23 protein-coding genes are annotated in these 22,332 nt (G+C 55.8%); 14 read left to right on the forward strand and 9 right to left on the reverse strand.

Going from position 1 to position 22,332, the window contains the following annotated elements:
- The gene (locus SKA53_RS00150; RefSeq protein WP_242601223.1) at positions 1-1,320 is read left to right on the forward strand and encodes an amidohydrolase family protein; all 1,320 of its coding nucleotides are present in this window, start codon (positions 1-3) and stop codon (positions 1,318-1,320) included.
- On the opposite strand, the gene SKA53_RS00155 is transcribed toward SKA53_RS00150, so the two are convergent.
- Positions 1,312-1,998, reverse strand: a complete 687-nt coding sequence (locus SKA53_RS00155) for a GntR family transcriptional regulator (RefSeq protein ID WP_007203989.1) — start codon at positions 1,996-1,998, stop codon at positions 1,312-1,314. The genes SKA53_RS00150 and SKA53_RS00155 overlap by 9 nt on opposite strands.
- Positions 1,999-2,263: 265 nt before the next feature.
- On the opposite strand from SKA53_RS00155, the gene SKA53_RS15760 reads away from it, so the two are divergent.
- Positions 2,264-2,389 carry a hypothetical protein gene (locus SKA53_RS15760; RefSeq protein WP_007203990.1) on the forward strand — a complete coding sequence of 42 codons (126 nt, stop codon included), beginning with the start codon at positions 2,264-2,266 and terminating at the stop codon, positions 2,387-2,389.
- A gap of 36 nt (positions 2,390-2,425) precedes the next feature.
- Here the strand turns inward: SKA53_RS15760 and SKA53_RS14955 are convergent, their stop codons facing one another.
- Together SKA53_RS14955 and SKA53_RS00165 are read right to left on the reverse strand one after the other, a co-directional pair.
- A complete protein-coding gene (locus SKA53_RS14955) occupies positions 2,426-3,436 on the reverse strand; it encodes an extracellular solute-binding protein (RefSeq protein ID WP_131494559.1) in 1,011 nt (336 codons plus the stop codon).
- Positions 3,423-5,183, reverse strand: a complete 1,761-nt coding sequence (locus SKA53_RS00165; RefSeq protein ID WP_007203992.1) for a chloride channel protein — start codon at positions 5,181-5,183, stop codon at positions 3,423-3,425. The genes SKA53_RS14955 and SKA53_RS00165 overlap by 14 nt, the downstream gene beginning before the upstream one ends.
- 380 nt (positions 5,184-5,563) lie before the next feature.
- On the opposite strand from SKA53_RS00165, the gene SKA53_RS00170 reads away from it, so the two are divergent.
- The 12 genes from SKA53_RS00170 (at position 5,564) to SKA53_RS00225 (ending at position 18,359) form a co-directional block, all read left to right on the forward strand.
- Entirely contained in the window at positions 5,564-5,755 is a 192-nt protein-coding gene (locus SKA53_RS00170) for a hypothetical protein (protein ID WP_007203993.1), read from the forward strand.
- Between the two features lie 396 nt (positions 5,756-6,151).
- On the forward strand, positions 6,152-6,628 hold the full coding sequence (locus SKA53_RS00175) for a hypothetical protein (protein WP_007203994.1): 477 nt from the start codon (positions 6,152-6,154) through the stop codon (positions 6,626-6,628).
- Between the two features lie 9 nt (positions 6,629-6,637).
- On the forward strand, positions 6,638-7,003 hold the full coding sequence (locus SKA53_RS00180; RefSeq protein ID WP_007203995.1) for a hypothetical protein: 366 nt from the start codon (positions 6,638-6,640) through the stop codon (positions 7,001-7,003).
- Positions 7,000-8,436 carry a TolC family protein gene (locus tag SKA53_RS00185; RefSeq protein ID WP_081440102.1) on the forward strand — a complete coding sequence of 479 codons (1,437 nt, stop codon included), beginning with the start codon at positions 7,000-7,002 and terminating at the stop codon, positions 8,434-8,436. The genes SKA53_RS00180 and SKA53_RS00185 overlap by 4 nt, the downstream gene beginning before the upstream one ends.
- Positions 8,437-8,515: 79 nt before the next feature.
- On the forward strand, positions 8,516-10,720 hold the full coding sequence (locus SKA53_RS00190) for a type I secretion system permease/ATPase (protein ID WP_007203997.1): 2,205 nt from the start codon (positions 8,516-8,518) through the stop codon (positions 10,718-10,720).
- A gap of 19 nt (positions 10,721-10,739) precedes the next feature.
- Positions 10,740-12,050 carry an HlyD family type I secretion periplasmic adaptor subunit gene (locus tag SKA53_RS00195; protein WP_007203998.1) on the forward strand — a complete coding sequence of 437 codons (1,311 nt, stop codon included), beginning with the start codon at positions 10,740-10,742 and terminating at the stop codon, positions 12,048-12,050.
- A 250-nt stretch (positions 12,051-12,300) separates the two neighbouring features.
- Positions 12,301-14,799, forward strand: coding sequence for a beta strand repeat-containing protein (locus SKA53_RS00200; protein WP_007203999.1), 2,499 nt, complete (start codon positions 12,301-12,303; stop codon positions 14,797-14,799).
- Positions 14,800-14,949: 150 nt separating this feature from the next.
- Positions 14,950-15,831 (forward strand): SapC family protein, encoded by an 882-nt coding sequence (locus SKA53_RS00205; protein WP_007204000.1) that lies wholly within the window; start codon positions 14,950-14,952, stop codon positions 15,829-15,831.
- A gap of 71 nt (positions 15,832-15,902) precedes the next feature.
- The gene (locus tag SKA53_RS00210) at positions 15,903-16,106 is read left to right on the forward strand and encodes a DUF6447 family protein (RefSeq protein WP_007204001.1); all 204 of its coding nucleotides are present in this window, start codon (positions 15,903-15,905) and stop codon (positions 16,104-16,106) included.
- 50 nt (positions 16,107-16,156) lie between these two features.
- Positions 16,157-16,354, forward strand: coding sequence for a DUF6447 family protein (locus SKA53_RS00215; RefSeq protein ID WP_007204002.1), 198 nt, complete (start codon positions 16,157-16,159; stop codon positions 16,352-16,354).
- A gap of 4 nt (positions 16,355-16,358) precedes the next feature.
- Positions 16,359-16,640 carry a hypothetical protein gene (locus SKA53_RS00220; protein ID WP_007204003.1) on the forward strand — a complete coding sequence of 94 codons (282 nt, stop codon included), beginning with the start codon at positions 16,359-16,361 and terminating at the stop codon, positions 16,638-16,640.
- A gap of 1,365 nt (positions 16,641-18,005) precedes the next feature.
- Positions 18,006-18,359, forward strand: coding sequence for an HGGxSTG domain-containing protein (locus SKA53_RS00225; RefSeq protein ID WP_007204004.1), 354 nt, complete (start codon positions 18,006-18,008; stop codon positions 18,357-18,359).
- Positions 18,360-18,560: 201 nt separating this feature from the next.
- Here the strand turns inward: SKA53_RS00225 and SKA53_RS00230 are convergent, their stop codons facing one another.
- From SKA53_RS00230 to SKA53_RS00255, 6 genes are all read right to left on the reverse strand, one after another.
- Entirely contained in the window at positions 18,561-19,676 is a 1,116-nt protein-coding gene (locus SKA53_RS00230; RefSeq protein WP_007204005.1) for an AAA family ATPase, read from the reverse strand.
- The gene (locus SKA53_RS14960; protein ID WP_007204006.1) at positions 19,673-20,455 is read right to left on the reverse strand and encodes a bifunctional DNA primase/polymerase; all 783 of its coding nucleotides are present in this window, start codon (positions 20,453-20,455) and stop codon (positions 19,673-19,675) included. Before SKA53_RS14960 ends, SKA53_RS00230 begins: the two co-directional genes overlap by 4 nt.
- Complete coding sequence (locus SKA53_RS00240; RefSeq protein WP_040482707.1) at positions 20,452-21,054, reverse strand: hypothetical protein; 603 nt, start codon at positions 21,052-21,054, stop codon at positions 20,452-20,454. The genes SKA53_RS14960 and SKA53_RS00240 overlap by 4 nt, the downstream gene beginning before the upstream one ends.
- A complete protein-coding gene (locus SKA53_RS15075; RefSeq protein WP_040482708.1) occupies positions 21,047-21,268 on the reverse strand; it encodes a helix-turn-helix transcriptional regulator in 222 nt (73 codons plus the stop codon). The genes SKA53_RS00240 and SKA53_RS15075 overlap by 8 nt, the downstream gene beginning before the upstream one ends.
- A 477-nt stretch (positions 21,269-21,745) precedes the next feature.
- Positions 21,746-22,069, reverse strand: coding sequence for a helix-turn-helix domain-containing protein (locus SKA53_RS00250; RefSeq protein ID WP_007204009.1), 324 nt, complete (start codon positions 22,067-22,069; stop codon positions 21,746-21,748).
- On the reverse strand, positions 22,050-22,325 hold the full coding sequence (locus SKA53_RS00255) for a BrnT family toxin (RefSeq protein WP_007204010.1): 276 nt from the start codon (positions 22,323-22,325) through the stop codon (positions 22,050-22,052). The genes SKA53_RS00250 and SKA53_RS00255 overlap by 20 nt, the downstream gene beginning before the upstream one ends.
- Positions 22,326-22,332 lie beyond the last annotated feature (7 nt).

Below are 22,332 nucleotides of genomic sequence, written 5' to 3' on the forward strand. Positions count from 1 at the left end.
ATGAAAATTCGGATGGCATGCCATTTGTACAATGTTGCACTTTTGTGCCCGACAGAGGGATTCGTTTCGAACGGGTCGCTCACAATTCGAGATGGCATCATCGCCGCGCGCGGCGCGGCACCCAATCCCGGTGAAACCGTGATTGATGGCAAAGGGGCGATGTGTCTGCCCGGATTGATCAACACGCACAACCATTCCCCATTGATGAGCGTGCGTGGCATGGTCGAGGATTTGGGATTTGCCCCGGCCTATACGCCGGGCGTGCCACAGGGGCATTGGCTGTCTTCGGAGGAAACGCAGATCCTTGCAAGGCTCGGCGTGATGGAAATGCTTTGTGCGGGGGCGACGACAATCGTCGATTATTACCGGATGCCCGATGCGCTTGCCCGCGCAGCAGAGGCCTTTGGACTGCGCGCCATGATCGGCGGCAGGGTGATGGATGCGGACACCGCAAGCTTGGCAAACGGTCGTTTTCTACACGATCCAAAGTTGGGAGAGGCCACATTGCGTGCGGCGCTTGATCTGATCGACACATGGGATGCCAAGGGCAATGATCGCATCAGCACGATCCTTGCCCCCCATGCCCCAGACACCTGTTCGCGGCAGATGCTGCACACTTTCGCTGATCTGTCCGCGAAGACGGGCAAGCAGGTTCACACACATCTTGCGCAATCCAAGATGGAGGTCGCACAGGTCAGATCCCGCGAGGGGCTGTCGCCTGCAGAATTACTGGAAGATGTGGGTCTTTTGTCGCCTGATCTGGTCGCGGCCCATTGTATCTTTCTGGACGAGGCCGACATCCGTCGGATTGGCAAGGCCGGTGTCGTGATCAACCACGCCCCGATTGGAAACGCAGCATTTGGCGCTGCCGCACCTGTTATCGCGCTGCGGGAGGCCGGCGCAAAAATAACCTTATGCACCGACACAAAATCCGCCGATATGTTCGAGGCAATGCGCATGGCCATCGCGGCGGCGCGGTGGCGCGCAGATATGGAATTTGTCCTTGATGCAAAAACCGTCTTTGGCTGGGGAACAGTGGACGCGGCGCGGGCTTTGAAGGGGCATGCGGCGTCGGGGACGCTTTCGGTGGGATCGCCTGCCGATCTGATCTTGCTTGATCCCAACGCGCCCAACCTGCGGCCTGTCATCGATGGCTACGGGATTGTCGTGCATTCGGGATCGGCTGCGAATGTGACCGATGTGATGGTCGCAGGTGAATGGCTGGTGAAAGATCGCATGCCAACGCGTGTCGATATGGATACCGTCATACGAGACGCACAGAAGGTCGCCGAAAATCTATGGAAGCGCGCCTCAGCCTAGGGCTTGACTGCGCAAGACATCTGTCACGCTCTGACCTGTGTTTAAAAGGTGCTTACGCCATATTTGGCGCGCTGCATCTGCATTTTGGGTGCGGAGGGCAGCCATAAGCTGTTCATGCTCTTCAACTGCAGACTTCAGGCGATCGGGGTTCATAATTGCCATAAAGCGTCCTCGACGCGCCCGCGCCATCATCTTTGTATGCAGGTTCTGCAGGATGATATTGCCGCAGGCTGCAAGAATGGCGTCATGAATTTCAGAATTTAAGTCAAAATAGGCATCAGCTTCACCCGCCTGATAATGGGTCAGCATGGCTGCATGTAAATCCTCAAAGGTAGCAAGTTGCTCTTTGGTTATTCTTTCCGCCAAACGCTCTGCGGCCAGACTTTCCAATGATGCAATCACGTCGAAGAGTTCCAGGGCTTCCTGCGCCAAGAATTCTGTTACCTGCGCACCCTTGTGACGCGAGATATCAATCAGGTTGTCTGCGTGAAGCAGTTTGAGTGCTTCACGGATGGGTGTCCGCGAAACATCCAGTTCCGCCGAGAGCTTGCGCTCAACGATCCGTGCGCCAGCAGGTAGGACGCCCCTGATAATGCGGTCACGCAAGATATCGGCCACCCACTGAGCAACTGCAGTCACGTCACCATTTGGTGCGCTTCGTGGCGGTGGTGTGTCCATGGTTTCATCCTGTCCTTTGGTCTACATTAGACGTTCACCCCATACATCAAAAGACCCAACTCGTTTCATGATGCGTAACACATCAGGCGCGCGGACCTTCATTCCCTTTTTCTGCGTTGAGCGATGCCCAAGTCAGATGCCCCGCCATTCAATGTTGCTGATGCAAGGGTGTACGCAGCGATCGGCAGCTTCGCCCTGCACTGCGGTTACACAAGATGGACGTCTCGAATGACCGCGCCGCAGCCGCTGGCCCTGCTTTGCGCGCTTGTCGGCGACCGACCAGACCACCCTTGCCGTCACGGTCATCACAGCAAACGAAACCGAGAAATGTGATGAAACACCTGCGCGTCCCGAAAAGGCCTGCCAAAAAAACGAGGCCGCTGCCCTGTGAAAACGCCAGCACCACACAACAACGCTTGTTGCTAGCCTATTTTTCAGGGCCTAGTCCGGCAAGGCCAGTGGCCACATGCGCACCAGCCTGTGCGTACCACGCAGCGTCGCGCCAAAGCGCCGGAACATAGGTGCTTTGGTCACCGGCAAGCGCGGCAACAATGCCATCTGCGGGACGCAGCGTTGGCGACGATGCTGCCCCGCTTGGCAGTTGGATCCATGATCTTCGCTGACCGATTTTTCCAGCCTGCACCACGGCGGCAATACCCGCTGTCACGGCAAGGTCCGCCTCGCCCGCCACTGCCATCGTCACCTGTCCTGTGGCGAGAAGCTGGGCAGCCTCGGCGTCGCTGTCGACCCAGATGATGCTGGGGGCGATGTCAAGAATTGCTGCGCGCGCGATCTGCATGCCGCGCGCAGAAGACAGGATGTCATAGACCTGAACTTCGGGCACGCCTTGTGCGAGGATTGCCCATTCAAGCAGCGCGCGTGGCGGCCACACGACCGCACGAGGGCCGGGAAACGACGCCGTATCAAATACCGCAAGCCCTGTTGATGGCGGCGAAAGCACAAAGGCATCAAGACGGTAGGCAAGCGCCTCGAAGCGGGTATCATAAGTGAGCGCGCAACCGCTTTTTGCGCCGCCTTGGCCTGGCCGCCGGGCAAATCGCGTTGATATGTCAGCTGTGGTGGTTTCGCTCGTGGGGGCTTTTTGCAGCACACCGGCACCGCAGGCCGCGATTTCGGAAGCCTCGTCAAGCGCGATGATATCCCAACCGGCCAAAACGGCCTGCGCAATCGCAGCCTTGGCCCCGTCGAGTGCCACGATGCCCGTCCCTGTCGCTCTGGCTGGGTCGGGGACGACACGCACTTCGGACGACTGAAGAAGCGAAAGCCGCGCGTTCCGAGCAGGGTTATCGTCGGGGGTAGCCAGCACAAGAGGCGACTGAGCGAGCGCCGACCCGCAAAGCGAGCCCAAAAGGACCCAGGCGCCTAACGCTTTGGACAGGGCTGTTGCGGCTGTGCGGATGGGCTCAAAGACCGGCATTTTCTTCGTTCCTGAGTTTGGCAACAATATCGAGATAGGCACGCACGATCGCGGCTTCGGTTACAACTCCCACCAAGTGCTGGCTGTCGCGGTCGACAATGGGGATCGCATCGCCAACGAAATCCTTGAGCAGGCGCATGGCGTCGCGGACGCTTGTGTCGGCATCGAACATCAATTGCGCTGGGCGCAGGATATCGGACACAGGCGCTGGTGAGCCTTCACCAAGGTCAACGATGCGAAGATAGCCGCGAAACAACCCATTGGCGTCGATGGCGTAGCCCTCGCTCCAGCCGTGGGCGTCCAATTCGGCGCGCACTGCATCTTGGCCCAGGCTGACATCAAAAATCGGCGCCTCGACAACGGCATAGTCACGCACCGCGAGCACGGACAATTGCGCCTCGGCTCGACCTTGCGACAGGTCGCAGCCGCGCAGGAAAAGCTGCATGTCAAACAGCGAGCGCCCAAAGAACCGGAAGGCCACGACATTCGAGAAAACGACGACCACCATCGAGGCAATAGCCAGCTCATAGCTGCGGGTGAGTTCAAACACGATCAGAATGGCGGTGAGCGGCGCCCCGATGACCGGGCTTGTCACGGCCATCATGGCGCAGATGACATAAACCGGAAACGCGGCAAGCCCTTCCATGCCCAGTGCCGTCAGCCCCGTCCAGACAAGCCCGCCCAGCATGGAGCCCACAATCAACGCCGGGCTGAACACGCCTCCGACAAACCCCATGCCAAGGCAGATCGCCGTGAGCACGATCTTGCCCACAAGGATCATCGCCATCTCCGAAGCGCCAAAGGCGCCTTGGATGGTGGCAAAGCGCAGCGTGTATTGCCCCAGCCCGGTAATCTCGGGCAGCCATAACGCGCACAGGCCCACGGCAAGACCGGCCATGGCGCCGCGTGCCTCGGGCGGCAAGGCGATGCGCCCGCCGATCCGCGCGCCGGCCAGCAAGGTGCGCATATAAACGATCGACACCACGCCGCTGAGCAGACCCATCAAGGCGAAAATCGCGAATTCCGGCACATGTAGGCTTACCCCGGTTTGCACGACAAACACTGGTGCCCGCTCGAAAAGCACGTTGGCGACGACATAACCCACGGTCGATGCAATCGTGACAGGCGCGAAGGCCTGCATCGAGTAATGGCGCAAGATCGCCTCATGGGCAAAGACAAGCCCTGCGATGGGGGCGTTGAACGCGGCTGAGATGGCCGCAGCTACCCCACAGGCGATGGCAATGGCGTTGATGTTGGGCACGGCGAGCTTCAACTTCTCTACTAGCCCGCCAATCACTGCGCCGAAAAACACCATCGGGCCATATTGTCCGACCGAAGCCCCGACCCCGAGCGAACCCAGCGCCCCGAGCGTCACCAGCAGGCCGGAACGGGTATCGGGCATTGACGTCTGAAGTTGCACGGCGCGGATGGCATCGGCAGGGCCTGCAGGCCTGTGGATGGGTGCCAGACGGAACACGATGAAGCTGACCAGCGCCCCACCACACATCGGCACACCAAGCGTGATCGCCAGCAGAACGGTGGGCGACAGCCCCGATTGTACTTTGGCATAGGAACTGACCAGCAGCAGATCATTGAGCCACAGAACTGCTTCGACAAAGGCAATTGCGGCAATGGCAGTGACCGCACCAATGACCAACCCCACCGTCAACACGGTGACGATACGCCGAACCATCATGAATGGCGTCACGCCCAAGACGCTGGACGGAGTGTCGGGCACATGCGCCATCTATCATCTCCCGAATTATCTACAATTTTGTCTGCAGAAAACGTGCCAAGACGGTGCTATTTGGGTTGCACCAATTCCATAATGGCCCCTGGATCAGCGCGATTGGGATTTCGAAATGTCATGTGGTGAAATCGCTGTCGTGGCAAAAGCAGCGACGCCACGGTTCTATTGCAGCAGCGCCAAAGCATGTTTCTGCACCAAATTGGACAAATAGATATCGTTGCGCTATCAGCCATTAGCGAGACGCAGCCAGCGTTGGCGCGGACACGGTCGCGCGCTGACATACCAACACATGCGTCAGCGGCACACCGCCACCAGCGATCCGATCATTCGATACTTATCCAGCACGATCCCGAAAATATTTGAAGGAGACGAGAGCCATGGCCAAGAACACGAATTTGAGCGGTTTCACGACAGCACAAGCCAAATCAGAAACCACGATGGATAAAACGACCCGCGCCGTCAAACAAATCAAGGACGCGGAAACAAAGCATCGCGAAGACAAGATGGCCCGGCTGCGCAAGGCACGCCACGAAAGCGAAGCAGAAGCGCTTGGAAAACCGATAGCCTGACAAAAGGCGCCCTTGTGTCGCTGGGCGGTTGCCCACGTCCAAGAAGCCTGCCAAACCACCTTAGTCCAATATTGTGCGGCGGCTGCGCCCAGCGAAAGCGCGGCCGCTGTCGCGACATTGGCTAAAGGCAGATCAAAGCCATTAAGTGATGCCAGACCGATTAGCTGGGCATCAATAAATCTCTAACGATGATATTATATCTAAAAGATATAGATAATATCTAAAGATACGCTTTTATTTACCCTTAAAGTAACAGAAAGATAAGTACAGATACTTTTTGTCCAAAAAAAACGTTGTTTATGTTTGATTACAAATATTGCAAATACCCAGCAAGTTTAGTGCATAGATTCGTTCGCGCGGTTATAATTCCTCAATATAGAAGGTGCGACTAAAGCTATGAGTAGCATTCAAAATGATCCCTCAAAACAATCAGTGATCCGCGAAATCGCCTATGTTCGGGCGATGGGTGCTGTGGATCATACATTGCGTGCGTCAGCCAACCTGGGCGTCTATGAATTTATCCTGCTCCTGCTCGAGCAGGGAGAGCCGGGGTTGCCGCTTTACGCGACATTGGATCGCGTAAAGTCGCGCTATACGACGCGGTCTGGAATGATCAAACGTATCGCGGAATTGCGAAAGCAGGGGCTGTTGATCGAACGAAAAGGCAAAAAGCAATCAGAGGTATTGCTACAGCCGTCGCAAGAGCTTGTCGATCAGTTGCTGCCGATCCTTGGAATAAGAGGAGACGCGCAACGCGTAAATTACTCTGGTGTCACTTTATGCCAGATACCTGATGAATCGAAGGAAATGAGAATATCAACGATCTTGTCGGCGGATACAAAGTCCAGCCTAACGCTTTTGCGCCAAGCATAACGTTGAGAAATGAAAAGCCCCATCGAAAAAGAGCTGGAACGTCTTAGGTATCTGGCAGCGACAAAGTCATTGAAAGTATTCATAAAGTACCCAGAGTATTGGGAGCTTATGCTTTTGATCGCGATCAACGAAAATAACCAAGAAATCGGGATAGAGGACTATCTCGACAATATTGCTACAATGCAAGTCAATCGTGTAACGGTTCGGAATTTTATCAAGGATCGCGTTGCCGAGGGAACCATAATATCGCGGCAGGGCGAAAAGAAGAGCCGCCGGATGCTGACATTGAGTGATAAGGTAACTGAAGAATTGAAAGATTACTTCCAATACTTCCATATCAAAATTAACCAATTCGCCCCAAGAGATGAAAAATGATCAGCTTTAAAAAATTGCACCTCGAAGTAAAGTCAGAAAATCCAAAGCGGGGCATGTCTCGAATGCATTTTTGCAGCCACCGGCTGAATTTGCTGAATGCCTTGGCGATTTCGACGGCTTTGGCCAGTTGCGGGCAATCGCCTGATGACATCGCGACGATGCGCGTCGTGATTGACGAACAAATTTTGTTGGACAGCCAAGATGTGGAGGCGACGGCTGCTGCTCCGCTGCCATTTGCGCAGTTCGAGGCCGCGCTTCTTTTGGCAGTATCGCAGAACGAATTGTATCGTGCCGCACTGGCGGCTGAAATAGCTGCGAAAGCCCAGGTAGAGGTCGCATCAAGCGGCACACGCCCACAGATATCAAGCAGCCTCAATGCCGGCCTGATTCAAGATGCGTCCAGCAACAATGGGGATGTCGAGAAGGGCGCTATTGCCGGCGTCAACTTATCGCAACTGATTTATGATGGCGGCGAAACAACAGCTAATATCAACCGGGCGAACGCCGAGGTTTTGATTGCGGAAGCCGACCGTATGGTCCGCGGAAATGATGTTGCATCTCGTGCATCCCAGGCATGGGTTGACGTGTGGAAACATCAATCTCGCGCAGAACTACTTGCGTCACGCCTGACAAAGTTGAACGAACTTGTCGGCCAAATTGAACGTATGGCTGCAAATGGAATGGTTGACCGCTCCGTTGTCGATAGCGCGACGCGCGAGCGTTTAGAATTTGAAATGGTCGACCTCAATATTCAGGCTGATCTTCAAGATGCAGAACTGAGATTTGAGAGATTATTCAACACGTCTCCAGCTCGTTTACGCTTGCCTGAAAATGTGCTCACTGCAACTGACATCATGGCGGCAGCGAGCGCCCCAAGACAGGCGCCCGAATTGCAATTGAGCGCAGCAGAATTAATTGTCGCACGCAGCGCAGTTGCAAGGGCCGAGGCAGGATTTGAACCCCGCATCAGGTTGCAAGCCGGGCTGCGTTCGCCGGTCGATCAACAAGACGATGCCAACGGATCGCTGGGCGTGGTCGTGGAATACGTCATCGGTGATGGCGGCCGCCGACAATCGCAGTTGGAATCCGCAACGGCCCAAATGCAAAGATCAGAGGCACAATTCACGGCAAGCAAACAAGCGTTTGAAACAGAATTGAACATTTCAGTTGCACGGCTTGATGCAATTGAACGCAGCTTGCCGGTCGTGACACAACGTGAGGCGCTGGCCGCAGAACGGATCGAAACATTACAGTCGCAACTTGCCACTGGTCAAACAGGTCTAAGCCAGCTCATTGACGCTGAGATCGAGCTATATCGTGTGCGCGATCAGCTCGTTACGATGCGGGCCGAGCGGGAAATTCTCTTTCTCACCACCGGTGCGCGCCTGGGCCTGTTGGCGCGCCAGATCGGTTTGCTTGATGCGGATTCATAAATAATCCTGCCACGGTAGTGTCCAGGCAAGCCCAGCAATCTGAAGTCGACGAAGCAAGACCAAAAGAAAGAATTTTCTAATGCAAGGTTTTCAATCCAATCAACAAGAAACGGAAGACGCTGATCAAGCCGATCATCAGGTCGAATCGCGCGCGAACGGCGCAGATACGCCAGATGTGGCTGGCGCCCCTGATGTTGAAACGGCGCAAAGTTTTGACGAAATGTCGTTAATTCTTGCGGTTAAGTTCATTCTTGCAAAAACAGGATTTAGTTTTTCAACTGCCGCGGTCCGCGATCTAGCAGAATTATCAAGCGACGTTTTTGGCCCTCGGGCAGCGGTCTCCGCGTTTCAACATCTGAATTTCGAAGCGAACTTTGGTGAAATGCCGGTTACCGCGCTGAAGCAAAACCATTGCCCGGCGATCGGATTCACGCATGGCGACCAGGCTGTCGTTATCACGTCTGTGGAAAAAGACGGCGCAATAGAAATCGTCCGCTTTAATAAAGACATGAGCCAGACGGTCGAACGTGTCCAAAAATCTGACCGTGCCGGTCTGTTGCAGCCGCATTTCGTATTGTGCCGAAAAATGCATGTCAGCGTAAAGCCAAAGGGCAAGAACGACTGGTTTTTTGGGTCCTTTTTGCAAGGTAAATGGCTTTATGGACAGGTGATCATTGCGGCTGCGCTGACAAACTTTCTTGGCCTGTCCACATCCCTTTTCATCATGGTTGTTTATGATCGCGTCGTTCCAAACCAAGCGATTGAATCTCTGATTGCGTTGACGATTGGGGTTATGCTGGCGCTTGGTTTTGATTTTATTATTAAAACGCTCCGATCGCAGTTCGTGGATCGCGCTGGAAAGCGTGCTGACTCGCGGATGTTGCGGCTGATCTTTGACAAGATCCTGAATATGAAACTGGATCATAGAAAACAAAAAGCTGGTGCAATGGCCAGTATTGTCAGGGAATTTGATACTTTGCGCGAATTTTTTACATCGGCGACCTTGATTGCTGTTGTAGATATACCGTTCATTTTCTTCTTCATCTGGATCATTTCACTGATCGCTGGACCATTGGCAATCGTTCCGCTGATTGCGGTTCCGTTGGTGATCTTGTCGGGCTTGGTCATTCAACCCTTTCTGGCGTTGAACACAAAAAATGCCATGCAGAGCAACATGTCAAAACAGAGTGTTCTGGTCGAAACACTGAACGGGCTAGAAACTGTGCAGGCGACTGGATCTGGCCGCTTGATGCGCCGCAGGTTCGAAGAAGCCGCAGACGCCCAATCCGAGCTTGGACTGAAAAGCAGAATGTTGTCGCAGTTTGCCATCAATTCGGCGGCGTCTATCCAGCAATTTGCACAGATTGCGACGATTTTTTATGGCGTATTTCTAATTCAGGATGGCGTAATCACAATGGGGGCCATGATTGCGGCCGTCATTTTGGGTGGCCGGACGCTCGCGCCATTGTCACAGTTGGCGGCCGCGATGTCGCGCGCGAATGGCGCTCTCGAGGCCTATCGTTCGCTCTCAAGCGTAATGGCGTCAAGCAAAGACGACCCTGACGACACGGTGCAGCGCCTGAGCCGCCCCAAGATGTCTGGGAGTGTGGAACTGCGGGATGTGAGCTATTCTTTCCCGGGTTCGAATAACCCGATCATCAAGAATCTTTCGCTGAAAATCGAAGCTGGCGAAAAGGTGGCAATTGTTGGGCGGATGGGGTCTGGTAAATCGACCGTGTCGCGGCTGATTTCTGGCTTGATTGTGCCCAGTGAAGGCGCGGTGCTGATTGATGGTGTCGATGTCCGGCAAATTGATAAATCTGATCTTCGCCGTAATCTTGGCATCATGCTGCAAGACACATGGCTATTTTCAGGCACAATCAAAGAAAATCTTCAGATGGGATTTTACGAATATGACGATGCGCATATTCTAGAGATCGCAAAAATATCTGGTGTCGATGATTTTGTCGCAAGCGATCCACGCGGCTATGAGATGGAATTGAAGGAACGCGGCGAAGGGCTGTCAGGTGGTCAACGCCAGTCGATCAATCTTGCGCGCGCATTGCTGCATGATCCGGCAGTTGTGGTGCTGGATGAACCAACCAGTTCCATGGATACCGTTACCGAAAAAGGCGTGGTTGAGCGGTTAAAGCGGTGGTCCGGCGACCGGACCGTTATCATGGTGACGCATCGCAATTCGCTACTTGAATTGGCTGACCGTGTTTTGGTTGTTGATCGGGGCAGTATTGTTGCCGACACGACACCCGACAGAATTAGATCATAGCACAGGCGGGATGCATTAGATGTCATCAATCAACTTCAAAGCACTATCGCGCGACATGGCTGGCCGTGAGGGGCTGTCGGGATCAACGATCTTGGCGACGATCGTCGTGCTGGTAGTTTCCATCGGCATCTGGGCCAATTGGGCTGAAATCGACAATGTCACGCGCGGCGAAGGTCGCGTTATTTCATCCGTCCAAAACCAACTGGTTCAAGCCGCAGAAGGGGGCGTTATTCTGCGTCGCTTTGTGTCCGAGAACACGATTGTCGCTGCCGATGAAATTCTGTTTGAAATTGATCCTATTGATTCAAGCAGCGAATTGAACCGGCTGAACCAGCGCCTGACGGGCTTAGACGTCAAGGAATCTCGGCTGCGTGCCGAGATTGAAGGCTCTGAATTTGACCCGCCCAACCATGTCAGCGCGATGTCCCCGCTTGTCACATTGACCGAACAATCCTTGTTCGCCGCGCGCCGCGCAGAGCTTGCCGGGCGGATCGCGGTCCTCGAACAGCGGTTGCAGCAGCGGTCGCAAGATCTTGTTGCCGCTGAAAATGTATCTGGCACTGCCGAACGCACGGTGGCGCTGTTGCAAGAGGAAATCGAATTGGTCGAGCCGCTGGTGCGCGATAACATCGTGCCTGCGACGCGCTTGCTTGAACTGCGCCGGCAGATGGAACAGGCGCGCGGGGATGGTGAACGCGCGGCGGTGTCCATTGCTCAGGCTGGGTCAGGCATGGCCGAATTAGAGGCCGAGATCGCGAACGCCCGCGACAATTATACCCTGCGTGCCATGGACGAGTTGAACGATGTTGTCGCCGAGCAAAGCGAACTGCGCGAGGCATTGCCCAAATTGGAAGAACGGGTCAGCCGGACCATCATCCGCGCCCCGATGGAAGGTATCGTCAGCCGCCTGAATTTCCGTACGCCCGGCGGCTTTGTCGCGACCGGTGACGTGATGTTGGAACTGGTCCCGACCGGTGAAGCCCTGGTGGTCGAGGCCCGGATCATGCCGCAGGATATTTCGCGTATCCGTCTGGATGATGATGTGCGGATCAGGCTTTCTGCTTATGATTCGTCGAAATACGGTTCTGTCGCGGGGCGGGTGATCGAGATCAGCCCCGATGCGGTTGCTGACGAACAGAACCCCAATGCTGCCAGCAGCTATTTGGTCGAGGTCGCAATCGAGGGTGAATTGCGCGTAGATAGTGGCGAAATTGTGACACTTATCCCCGGTATGACAGCCACCGTAGATGTGCTTTCAGGCAAGCGGACGGTGCTGGAATATATCTGGCAGCCGGTGGCAAAGATACAGGAACTGGCGCTGCGCGATTAACGCGATCCGCGGGTAAAATTTGGTTAAAAACACCATATTTTTGGGGTTTCGGGGCAGGGTGGGGCGCAGGGCTTCATGCTGCCCCGCGCCCTATGCTGCAGTGCGCGGCAAGACCCGATGCCAAGCCATCAACGTCAAAAAGTGTTTATAAATAAAGGTAAAGATGTCCCCCATTTTTGCATCTAAACCGATACGCGATTGGGGGCGAGTTTGCGAAGCCCTTAACAACATCGGTAAAAAAGGACCAAAAATGAACAAGATCGTTTCGACAGACTTCATCACGGATGATGTACAACGTCTGGTGCCCGTGGATGCAACCGCAACCACGCCAAAGAATGCCGCTGTTGCCAAGCTGATGAAAGCTTGGGAAGCGAAAACAACACAGCGCACTGCCAAGGGCGCTGGCCTGACACTGATGGCGCTCTCGCTGGCTGCTTGTAATGACGACAACACCACCGCCGCCGCGCCAACGACACCAACGACACCAACAACACCGGTGACGCCAGCTGGCCAAACCTTCACGCTCACTCCACTTGTGGATATCGCTTCTGATACAACAGCGTTGACCGGCTCGGCCGCGTCGACCTTCCGTTTCACTGGCGCCGACGAAGTCGTGAATGGTATGACCGCAACAATGGCTGCGACTGACACGCTGCTGGATGGGTCGACCACTGACAATGATGTCCTGAACGTGACACTGACCGGTGCCACGACGATCACGACCATGAACATCGAAACGATTAACCTGTCCTACGTTGTGGCTGCTGCTGACTTTACCGGCGCAAACACAGGTACAACGACGTACAATGTTTCGGGTGCGGTTGCTGGTGTACTGTCGACACCTGCTTCTGCGGCTACAATCGCGCTGAACGACTATGATCGTGTTTTGACCGTTGAGGGCCTGACACTGACCGGAACGACAGCCGCTGGTAGTGCAGAAAGCATGAGCATCGCCCTTTCTGGTGCGTCATATGGTACGACGGCTGCAACCCAAACTGGTGTGACAATCGACGGCACCGATGGCGAGCAGCTGGAAACGCTGAACATTGCGTCTAACGGCTCCTCGGCCAACAGCTTTGCGCTGGCGTTTCAGAGCACTGAAACCGTGGGTACTTATACGATCACTGGTGCGCAGGACCTTACGATGCGGGTCGCTGATGCCAAGGTTTCCGGTACAACGATCAACGCAACCGGCAACACCGGCACAGTTGCAATTTCGCTCGACACCGGTTCCGGTATCACTGTAAGCGCTGCCAACTGGACAGGCGTTGACAACATCGTTCTGCGTGACTCCGACACCACCGCTGGTGCTGCGACCCTCAACTCCACAGCCTCCGGCCAGAACGTCGTTGTGGCGAACTCTGTGTCCACTTTGACTGTGGCTGCGACTGGTGCGACATACACGGCGCCAGCAGCTGCTGCATCGTTGGAGCTGAATGGCACATCCACAACTTCTGGCGTGACTGTCACGACCTATGCCGTGCAGAACGCAACAGCGTTGAACCTGTCGTCGCTTGGCCTTGCTTCCAGCACTTCGACAACAGCCGCGAACACGATTTCTAACCTTGACGGCGATTTCACGAGAATCAACATCACCGGTGATACATCGCTTGCAATTACTGATTTGGACATCGAGGCGACTGAAACAGCCACGACTGCCACTACGGCTCGCGCAGTTGTGCTTGATGCATCTGCGATGACTGGGAATGCATTCGTGAACATCACTGCATCGGCAGACTCCAAGGTGTCGTACTCGATCACTGGTACCGCTGGCGCAGATACAATCGTAATGAACCAGTCAGGCGGTACTGTGATTTCTGGTGCCGGAAATGACACTGTCACGAGCGGAAATGGTGCCGATACCGTCAGCCTGGGTGCAGGTACAGACACTTACAACGTAAGTTTCGGTGTTGATACGCTGACTCTTGGGGCTGGTAATGACACTGTTGACATCGATGCGGCTACTGCGTCTGCCGTGGCACAGGTGTCTACTGTTGTTAACAGTACTGCTACATACACTCATGTTGGTACAGTTTCGGATACAATCTCCGTGACAATTAATGGAACAGTGTATTCAACCACTATAGGCGCTGCCGGCGGTACCGCAGACATTGCTGCAGCATCATCGCTGTCACAGTTTATCACGGAGCATGCAACTGATATTCTGACTGCTCATGGTATCAGCGTTACTAACGTAGTTGCCAGTACCGCTACAGATGATATTATTGCAACCGGCAAGGCGGATGGTACCGCATTTACAATCAGTGCGCGCACTGTTGACGCCAGCAACTCCAACGCCCAAGCTGATCTTACTATAACTGCAACCACTGAGGGTTCTGCAGCTAAGGATGTTGCCACAACAATCACGGACTTCGTGGCGGGTGATATCATTAACACAGTTGGCCTGACGGCGCTGGGTACTGGTGGGTACGTTGAAGGTCTTGCGAATGTCAGCAATGTGACTGAACACGGTGTAATCGTTATCACTGATGCATCGTATGCGTCCGTGGCTGCCGCTGAAGACGCGCTGCAGACGAAGACAGCAGCAACTACAGGTGACGTCACAACGACAACTGCAGGCATTGTTGTATTCTTGAACAGCACTACTGGGACAGCTCAGGCATTCCTGGACAACGACATTGATAGTGACGGCACTCTCGCTGATAGCACAGTGGTCTTCACGTTCAGCAACATCACAAACCTGACCGACCTGGCGTCGATCATGTCCGCTGATAGCTTCGTGATCTAATCACGTGACGGCTGAAATATAGGATTGGCCCGCTTCGGCGGGCCTTTTCCTTTTTTATATTCGCTTTTGACGATTGTAGCCTGTCCAGCATCGTCGTCAGCGCCCCGTGCGCAAGTGCGGGGGTTCTCACTAAACAACGTCAGGAACACCATGCCCCGCTATGAGCTGATCACCAAAACCGGCTTTGCCGCGCAGGCCTGGCGGCGAGTTGACAGCTATGCTTTTGCCGCTACGGATGCCGTGGCCCCCTTGGTGGTGCAGGAACTGGCCAAGGCCTGCATGAGCCTGCCCATCGCCTTCATCCAACAAAACGACGCCTTTGTCCCCCATGCCGTGCAGGGGCTGGAACCCGGCCGCAACCTGTTTGTCGTCAACGGCACATGGGTCACGCCCTACACCCCCGCTGTGTACCGCGGTTATCCTTTCGGACTGGCGCAGGGCGACGGCGATGATCTGCATCTCTGCATTGACATGGACAGCGGTCTGGTCGGCGCGGGCGAGGGTTTTGACCAGCCGTTTTTCGACGAGGCGGGCGAGGCCGCGCAACCGGTCAAGGACGCGCTGAATTTCCTGCAACAGATCCACCGCAACCGTGCTGTGACCCAGCGTGTGTGTGCCGCACTGGCCGCCGAAGACCTGTTCCAGCCCTGGCCCCTGACCGTGCAAAGCCCCGACGGCGAACGCCGCGTCGATGGCCTGTTCCGCATCGACGAGGCGCGGTTGAACAGCCTCGACCCCGATGCCTTGGCCCGCGTCCAAAAGGCCGGTGGTCTGGCCGTGGCCTATTGCCAATTGCTGAGCATGGGAAACATTCAAACGCTGGGCCTGATCCAGCGGAAGCTGGCGGAGGTCAAAACACGGATGCCAGAGATGTCAGATCAAATCGACGTCGACGGCATTTTGCAGCGGCATAAATCCTCCGAGCCGGAACAAACCCTGGAACCGGTCTCAAACGACAATGTCGTCAATATTGCTTCAGACGAGGGCGATTTCGATCTCTCAGCGTTCGTGAAGGCCAAGCAAGACGATTAAACATCACAGCAGCACAGCGGCTAGACCGCACTGCATGTCGTGAACAGAACCGCATCAATTGAGAGATACAGATGACTGACACCAAAGCAGCTACTATCACCATCGACGATAAGGCATACGAACTTACCGATTTGACCGAGGCTGCACGCGCGCATATCGCAAACATTCAGTTCGTCGACGCGCAGATCCGGCAGTTGAATAATGAATGGGCGGTTTGTGATACGGCTCGGATGGCTTATGAGGCGGCGTTCAAGCGGGAACTGGCCAAGACCTGATCCGGCGAAACGCTCATTGAATACCAACACTGACCGATAGAAAGACCACCATGCCCAAAATCAGCGTAGACGGCACCGAATACGACACCGAGAACCTGAGCGTGAACGGCAAGGCCCAATTGGCCAGCCTGCAATTCCTGGAAGTGCAGATGCAAAAGCTGAAGAACGAAATTGCTGTGTATCAAACAGCGCGTGCCGGTTACGCCGCCGCGCTGAATAATGAGCTAGCAAAGATTGAGGCAGCGTAAAGCGATGAATACAATCACAGCCGCGATATTGGCTGTCGGCATGATCGGGGCGGCAGCTATGCTGTCGGCCTATTCACCCATGGCCGTTGCGCAGACCCAGCCTGCACCAGATACCAATACTGTATTGAACACTGGCACAGATGCCCTGCTGACCATGCCGCTGCTGGCTGATAAGGGGTGGTTCGTCCACGCGTATGGTGGCCGTGTGCGCGCCTGTACGGCGGATGGGGCCAGTGTCGCAGGCGAAAGACCCGCGCCCAAATGTTCGCAGTGGAGCGAATACTGATATGCGCATCTGCCCTCTGGAGCTGTTTCTGGAGGGTCTGCGCGTCTGACGCTGGGTATCCAGCCTCAGAGCGCTGTACGGCGTATGTAGGCGAGGCCCAGCTGTATCGTCGGGCCTAGGTTCACAGGACCAAGGTCCGAGATTCATGACCCATGGTCCGCTAACCCCAAGATCCGAGGTTCAAGACCCACCCCTCAAGCCCCGTGGTCCGTGGTCCAAGGCTCCCTCTCCAATTGCCGATGTCCCCGGTCCAAGCACCAACACCCCACCCAGCACGCTAGAGGGCTGCCCCCCTGAGAGTCCCTGCGCCGCTTGCCCGCCGTGATGGCCCACCGGCGGCACAGCACCTCCACGCCCCGCCCTAGGCTCTCTCATGCGGTCTGTGTGGCCGTTAGCCATTCTGATGGGCGCCGCACGCGCCAAGCCCCGGCACAGCCCTCCTGTGACTCCGCCTACGCCCGCTGGCCACGGCGAGCTACCCACCCCAAGCTATCCCGCTAGCAGGCCTCCACGCAGCCCCTGTATGTCGCAGCGCGCGGCACGTACCACGTACCACGCACCTCGGCTGCACCGCATGCTTGCTGCGGAATCATATGTGTTATAGTATTACATATAGATGGGGCCGCAGAGGGGTTTGTGTTGATTGGGGGGATCCGAGGTCCGTGTTGCACGGAGCAGGAAGTAAGGCCCGTGATCCGCGTTGCACGGTGTGTCGGCCAAGGACCAAGGACCAAGGACCAAGGACCAAGTGCCACTTTACACGGACCGTAGTCGAAGGCCAAAGACCCGACAGGAGAGGCCCACATTCCACGGTGTGGTGGGCCAAGGCGTCACGGCCCACGGCACGCCCAGCCGCAACGCGCAGCCCGTACCTCGCAACCCGCACCTCGGTCCTTGGTCAGACTGCGCCGATACCGCGGGGCAGTCCGGAGCAGACGGAGACGACTTGTATGCCGACAACAAGCCCAAATGAAATTGGGCCCAGCAGAATTTGGCAACCAAACAAGTATAGGTGCTTGCTACAGCAAGGGGGGGCCAAAAAAGGGGGGTGGGGGTCCGGCCTGCGTCGTTTCATCGGAATGGAAAGGCTCCAGTAACCCCCAGAGCTGGGGTGCGCTTGTTTGGGGTGGTCGTAAATTCAAGGGTGTATGGCTGATCGGTGGCGCGGATTATCTGGAAGCGGGCAAGGACCAAGATGCGAGGATCAAGGGTCAGGGCGCGAGATCCGAACGCCAACTGCCTTGAAGCGGTCGGTGGCGCGCAGCGGTCCTCGGACCTTGGACCTTTGCTTTGTGGAGCGGGGTCAGCTGGGTGGAGCTTCGCGGTCCTCGGAACTTGGATCTTGGTAGATAATGGAGGCTGGCGATGAACGATAAATTCCTCGAGTGCGGGCGGCTCTGGCAACTCGGACCTGACTGGCGAGGGCAGCGCTGCGGGGCCAAAACACGGGCCGGTACGCCCTGCAAGAATCCGGCAGTCACGGGCAAGGCGCGCTGCCGGATGCACGGTGGCAAGTCGACAGGGGCCAAGACAGCGGAAGGGCGGGCGAAGCTGAGTGCTTTGCACCTCAAGCACGGGCGGTCCACGACCGCGGCCAAAGCGGAAGCCAAGCGGCGGGCGCAGGTCGGGCGTGAGATCCGTGCGGAGCTGAGGGACATCGAGCGCGAGGCGATTGCGGGTGGGTGGCTGGCCAAAACTTGGAAAGACCAATTTGAATAGGCCAATTGTTCATGCCGCCCTCTGTTCATCCGTTCACCCCCCTAAAGGGGGGATGAACTGAACATGGCGATGAGCGCTGTTGTTACAGCTGGTGAACACGTGGAAACCCTTGTTTTATTGGCTCCTAGGCGTCCCTGTTCACGTTGGTGTGGTTGCGTGAACAGAAGCTGAGCAAAAGGGCGTGAACACTTGGCGTGAACATTAGAACGGGATTTGAAACCGCTCCGGATTAGGCGGTGGATCATACCGGTCGGGAAAGGCTTCGTGCAGCGCGTAGCGCCCGTAGTCCGTGAGCCGCGTACCACGGGCGTCCTTTTCTATCATCCCGTCTTTCGCAAGCTTTTGGATGACTTTGTTGGCTTTTCCCGCCGAGCAGCCAACCTTGGCTGCTATAGCACGTTGAGTGGGTATTTTTTGCGATTCAGCGACAACGCGAAGAACCATAATATCATCGCTCACCTCGAAGGCTGCGTGGTCGACACTGAATGCCAACTTGCCATCAGCGTCCTCATCAAGAACAGCGACGAAGTTGGCATTCTCCGGCGCACGCCCACGGATTTTCGAGAAACTCAATTCAAAGTTGGCGCCTTGGTGGAAGATAGCGCCCCCTTCGGGTTTCTTGAGTTCAATGACGTAGTCCATCGGGACCTCGATGATCGACGCACCGCGCTGTTTCCCAGCTTTGTTGGTATGGTGAACGACTAACACGGCGTATGTGCTGTGGCGCAACTTCACCAAGAAATCGACCAGACTTTGCGTCTCAGTGTTGGAGTTTTCGTCCACGCCGCGCCGCAACGTTGACAGATTATCCAAGATGATCAGCCCGGGCCTGCGGCCCTCAGCCTCCAACGCGTTAAGCATTGCCTCAATCTGGCTTTGCTCTGTCCGGTCATCTAGGCAGACTGGACGACCTTCTTGGTAGAGCTCTTCGCTCGGGAGGATGTCGAGGCTGTCCAGCTCCTGACCGCCGCTTAGCGCCTTTATGCGATCGCGGATGTCGATCGTTTGCATTTCGCCATCGACATAGAGCACCCGTGTTTGCTGGTGGATCTTCCAGCCGAGAAACACACCTTGCCCAGTTGAGATGGCAACACCGAGTGCGAGGGAAAACCACGACTTCCCAATGCCACGCGGCGCGACGACCATGCCGAAACTTGAACGGGGCATGAAGGTCGAGAGCAACATTTGTTTCGGGGGCATGTCCCGTTTCATCAGCTCAGTCGCGCTGACGACGAACGGAAAAAGGTTTCGGGGAGGCGGGGCCTGGTTTGGCATCGCCTGCGCGAGAAGTTCTTGTAACTGGCTATTCTCTGTCATTTCCGCAACTCCCGCTTCAGGATTGAACAAAAAACCTCATCAACCTCTTTCAAAATAAGCGGCTCTGTCATGAGCGTTTTGTTCATGTGATGGGCGAGATCGTGAACTTCCTGAGGGGAATAGACTTTCAGCAAGTAGCCGATGCGCGATGCGAGCTCACTGTTGCGTTGGCCTGTGACGATTGGGGTAGTGAGCCGTTCCCCAACGTCCGAGCGTGTGTATCCGTTGGTTGTTTGGGTTCCACTCGAGGGGGTCGCGGCGTAGATCAGCCTCTTTAAATCAGCCGGCATGGGTGCAGGCCGCCACGTAAAACCAGATACGCTGTGATCCCAGCGGTACATGCCCTTCTGGGACGTGCTGCCAAAACTGATAGCATTCGCGCCACTGCCGCGGATGTCGATGCCCGGCCCGAGCTTCCCGACGGATGAGGGCAGACCCTCTGAACCGGTACGAAAATACAGATGAATTCCGCCCGACGGTGTTCGAACCAACATCGTCGGGGGCAAGTCATCAATCAGGCCACGCAAAGTTTCGATCCCGTTTACACCTCCTTTCACATCGAGATCGACGACAGTGACGCCGTTAATTGGGCCCGTTGGGATGGCGGTCATAGCATTCGGGAAATTCCCGAACAGTTCCTCGATGCCCGCCTTGTCATTGGTGGCTCTTCCGAAGGGATCTTTCACGCATGGCTTTTTCTGCTGGTTTGACGGAAAAACGCGATAGCCAGTTGTGCCTGCAACCATCAGTGCGACTTCGAGGGGTGTCATGTCGCTCATGCTGCGTCCCTCCCTAACAGAGTGGCCCAATCGTCTGGTGACAGCTCCATGATATCGCGGTTGGTGAAGGTGCCACCGTTGAGCTGTTGGAGCGACATCGCCAAGCTGGCGCGCTGAAAACCGATCACGGTTTCACCCGCTGTCGAAAACAGCGCCCAGCTGTCGTCTGGCACAAGAACGATGCTTGGATCCTTCGTCCGCATGCCTAGAGGAAAACCAAAGGGGGACTTTATCACCACTGTGTCGATGAGCGTTATCCGGCCCGCGGCAAGGTCGACCGTTTTTGTGCGTGTCACGAGATACCTATCTGGGTCGAAGAAGCGTCTTGCGAGTTCCGAGGGACGATCCACGCCGACCGGTACGTTTCGAAGCAGGATCGCAAGGCCTTTTGAGCTACTCCGTAGCCCGACCAAACCCTTCTTGTGACGCTTAAAGTCGCGCACCATTTGGGCCTCGCTTTGAGCGGGCGCACCTTGTGAAAGGGGTGCTACCCCTGGCAGACATGCCGCAGGGAAGGCTCCTGACCAGTCATAGGCCTGCTGTGCAGCGGCAATCAGTGCTGCCTTTGTCTGTTTAGACATCATGAAAACTTCAGACATCGGAGCCCCCTTCCTTGTTGGAAGAGAGCCATGCTTCGAGATCACTCTCGCGCCAGCCGACGATGCGTTCGCTGACGGCGATACGCGGCGGCATGCGGCCCTCACGGTGCAGATTGCGGACATGCCGCGTGCTGCAGCCCAAAAGTTCGGCTACCTCATCGATGCGAAGTAGAGGGCTGATTGGGCGGTTTACGCCTGTATTAATACTGGACATTTTTTTCTCCTGTCCGTTGGCGGGGGCAGGAGTCTGATCTATGCACGTGGCAGGCTGACGTCCTACCCCGGTTGCGATGGGGGCTGGAGGAACGCTGCAAACTGTCGTTTTTAAGAAATATCCAGCCCTCGGTGGGGGACTTCAGACATCTACGCTTGCCCTAGATTGTCAGAGTCTTGAGCTGGTTCTTGCGGAACCACGTGGTCTTGCGAGGCAATCACGCCTCTGGCTAGATTCAACGGCCAAGCAGCTTAACCAGGGACGCTCTGCCGCCCCACGCTGCTAATGCGAAAAATACAGAAATAACAGGATAGGTCAATATAGAAGATGGAGCGCGAACTCACTCGAACTAATAGGTTAGTTTTCAGATGCTTGGACGAGATAACCCATTGTTCCTCGGAGGACCAAGGACCACCTACCTCTACAGCGTGGTCCGAGAAACGAAGCAGCCTTGAGCACAGGAGACGCCCACGCTCACTACGCGCCGTTCAGCGCTGCGAGGGCAGCCTCTGGCGCACGGTCCAATATCTTGAGGAGCGCCTTTGCAGGGCCGGTCGGATAGCGCTTGCCTTGCTCCCAGTTCCGAAGTGTGTCGATAGGAACGTCAAGCTTTGTGGCCAATTGGACCTGCGTCAGGCCTAGCCGCCTTCGGATCTGGCGCGCGTAATCGCCTGCATCGGCAAGCGCAGCCAGATCGTCCTCTAGCATATGGCGTTTGATTTCCGCCTCAGTGGTGGCGTCAACCCGCGAGACATCAATACGCCCTGCTGGGGCTGCGCCGTCAGTTTTGTAAACGCCCATATCGTTTCACCTCTCTTTGGTTGGCCTTCCGCGCCGAGATAATCCTGAACCGTCCACCGCGTTGAGTAAATACCACCACGAACAACCGTCCGGTAACGGTGCCATAAACTTGGTAGCGGACTTCCCCATAGATCATGCGGTCATCGGGCAACACAGTCCGGCCTGGATCGAAGAACACTTGCGTTGCATAAGCAAAGTCAAAGCCCCGCTGCCGAAGGCATGCCTCACTTTTATCGTCATCCCATTCGAACTCCATGCCCTAA

Origin of the sequence: Yoonia vestfoldensis SKA53 (assembly GCF_000152785.1) — a bacterium.
Classification (GTDB): Bacteria; Pseudomonadota; Alphaproteobacteria; order Rhodobacterales; family Rhodobacteraceae; genus Yoonia; species Yoonia vestfoldensis_A.

Excerpts from the sequence above, each read along its gene's own strand:
- SKA53_RS00150 (WP_242601223.1), top strand. The coding sequence starts at position 1 with ATGAAAATTCGGATGGCATGCCATTTGTACAATGTTGCACTTTTGTGC.
- SKA53_RS00155 (WP_007203989.1), bottom strand. The coding sequence starts at position 1,998 with ATGGACACACCACCGCCACGAAGCGCACCAAATGGTGACGTGACTGCA.
- SKA53_RS14955 (WP_131494559.1), bottom strand. The coding sequence starts at position 3,436 with ATGCCGGTCTTTGAGCCCATCCGCACAGCCGCAACAGCCCTGTCCAAA.
- SKA53_RS00165 (WP_007203992.1), bottom strand. The coding sequence starts at position 5,183 with ATGGCGCATGTGCCCGACACTCCGTCCAGCGTCTTGGGCGTGACGCCA.
- SKA53_RS00170 (WP_007203993.1), top strand. The coding sequence starts at position 5,564 with ATGGCCAAGAACACGAATTTGAGCGGTTTCACGACAGCACAAGCCAAA.
- SKA53_RS00175 (WP_007203994.1), top strand. The coding sequence starts at position 6,152 with ATGAGTAGCATTCAAAATGATCCCTCAAAACAATCAGTGATCCGCGAA.
- SKA53_RS00180 (WP_007203995.1), top strand. The coding sequence starts at position 6,638 with ATGAAAAGCCCCATCGAAAAAGAGCTGGAACGTCTTAGGTATCTGGCA.
- SKA53_RS00185 (WP_081440102.1), top strand. The coding sequence starts at position 7,000 with ATGATCAGCTTTAAAAAATTGCACCTCGAAGTAAAGTCAGAAAATCCA.
- SKA53_RS00190 (WP_007203997.1), top strand. The coding sequence starts at position 8,516 with ATGCAAGGTTTTCAATCCAATCAACAAGAAACGGAAGACGCTGATCAA.
- SKA53_RS00195 (WP_007203998.1), top strand. The coding sequence starts at position 10,740 with ATGTCATCAATCAACTTCAAAGCACTATCGCGCGACATGGCTGGCCGT.
- SKA53_RS00200 (WP_007203999.1), top strand. The coding sequence starts at position 12,301 with ATGAACAAGATCGTTTCGACAGACTTCATCACGGATGATGTACAACGT.
- SKA53_RS00205 (WP_007204000.1), top strand. The coding sequence starts at position 14,950 with ATGCCCCGCTATGAGCTGATCACCAAAACCGGCTTTGCCGCGCAGGCC.
- SKA53_RS00210 (WP_007204001.1), top strand. The coding sequence starts at position 15,903 with ATGACTGACACCAAAGCAGCTACTATCACCATCGACGATAAGGCATAC.
- SKA53_RS00215 (WP_007204002.1), top strand. The coding sequence starts at position 16,157 with ATGCCCAAAATCAGCGTAGACGGCACCGAATACGACACCGAGAACCTG.
- SKA53_RS00220 (WP_007204003.1), top strand. The coding sequence starts at position 16,359 with ATGAATACAATCACAGCCGCGATATTGGCTGTCGGCATGATCGGGGCG.
- SKA53_RS00225 (WP_007204004.1), top strand. The coding sequence starts at position 18,006 with ATGAACGATAAATTCCTCGAGTGCGGGCGGCTCTGGCAACTCGGACCT.
- SKA53_RS00230 (WP_007204005.1), bottom strand. The coding sequence starts at position 19,676 with ATGACAGAGAATAGCCAGTTACAAGAACTTCTCGCGCAGGCGATGCCA.
- SKA53_RS14960 (WP_007204006.1), bottom strand. The coding sequence starts at position 20,455 with ATGAGCGACATGACACCCCTCGAAGTCGCACTGATGGTTGCAGGCACA.
- SKA53_RS00240 (WP_040482707.1), bottom strand. The coding sequence starts at position 21,054 with ATGTCTGAAGTTTTCATGATGTCTAAACAGACAAAGGCAGCACTGATT.
- SKA53_RS15075 (WP_040482708.1), bottom strand. The coding sequence starts at position 21,268 with ATGTCCAGTATTAATACAGGCGTAAACCGCCCAATCAGCCCTCTACTT.
- SKA53_RS00250 (WP_007204009.1), bottom strand. The coding sequence starts at position 22,069 with ATGGGCGTTTACAAAACTGACGGCGCAGCCCCAGCAGGGCGTATTGAT.
- SKA53_RS00255 (WP_007204010.1), bottom strand. The coding sequence starts at position 22,325 with ATGGAGTTCGAATGGGATGACGATAAAAGTGAGGCATGCCTTCGGCAG.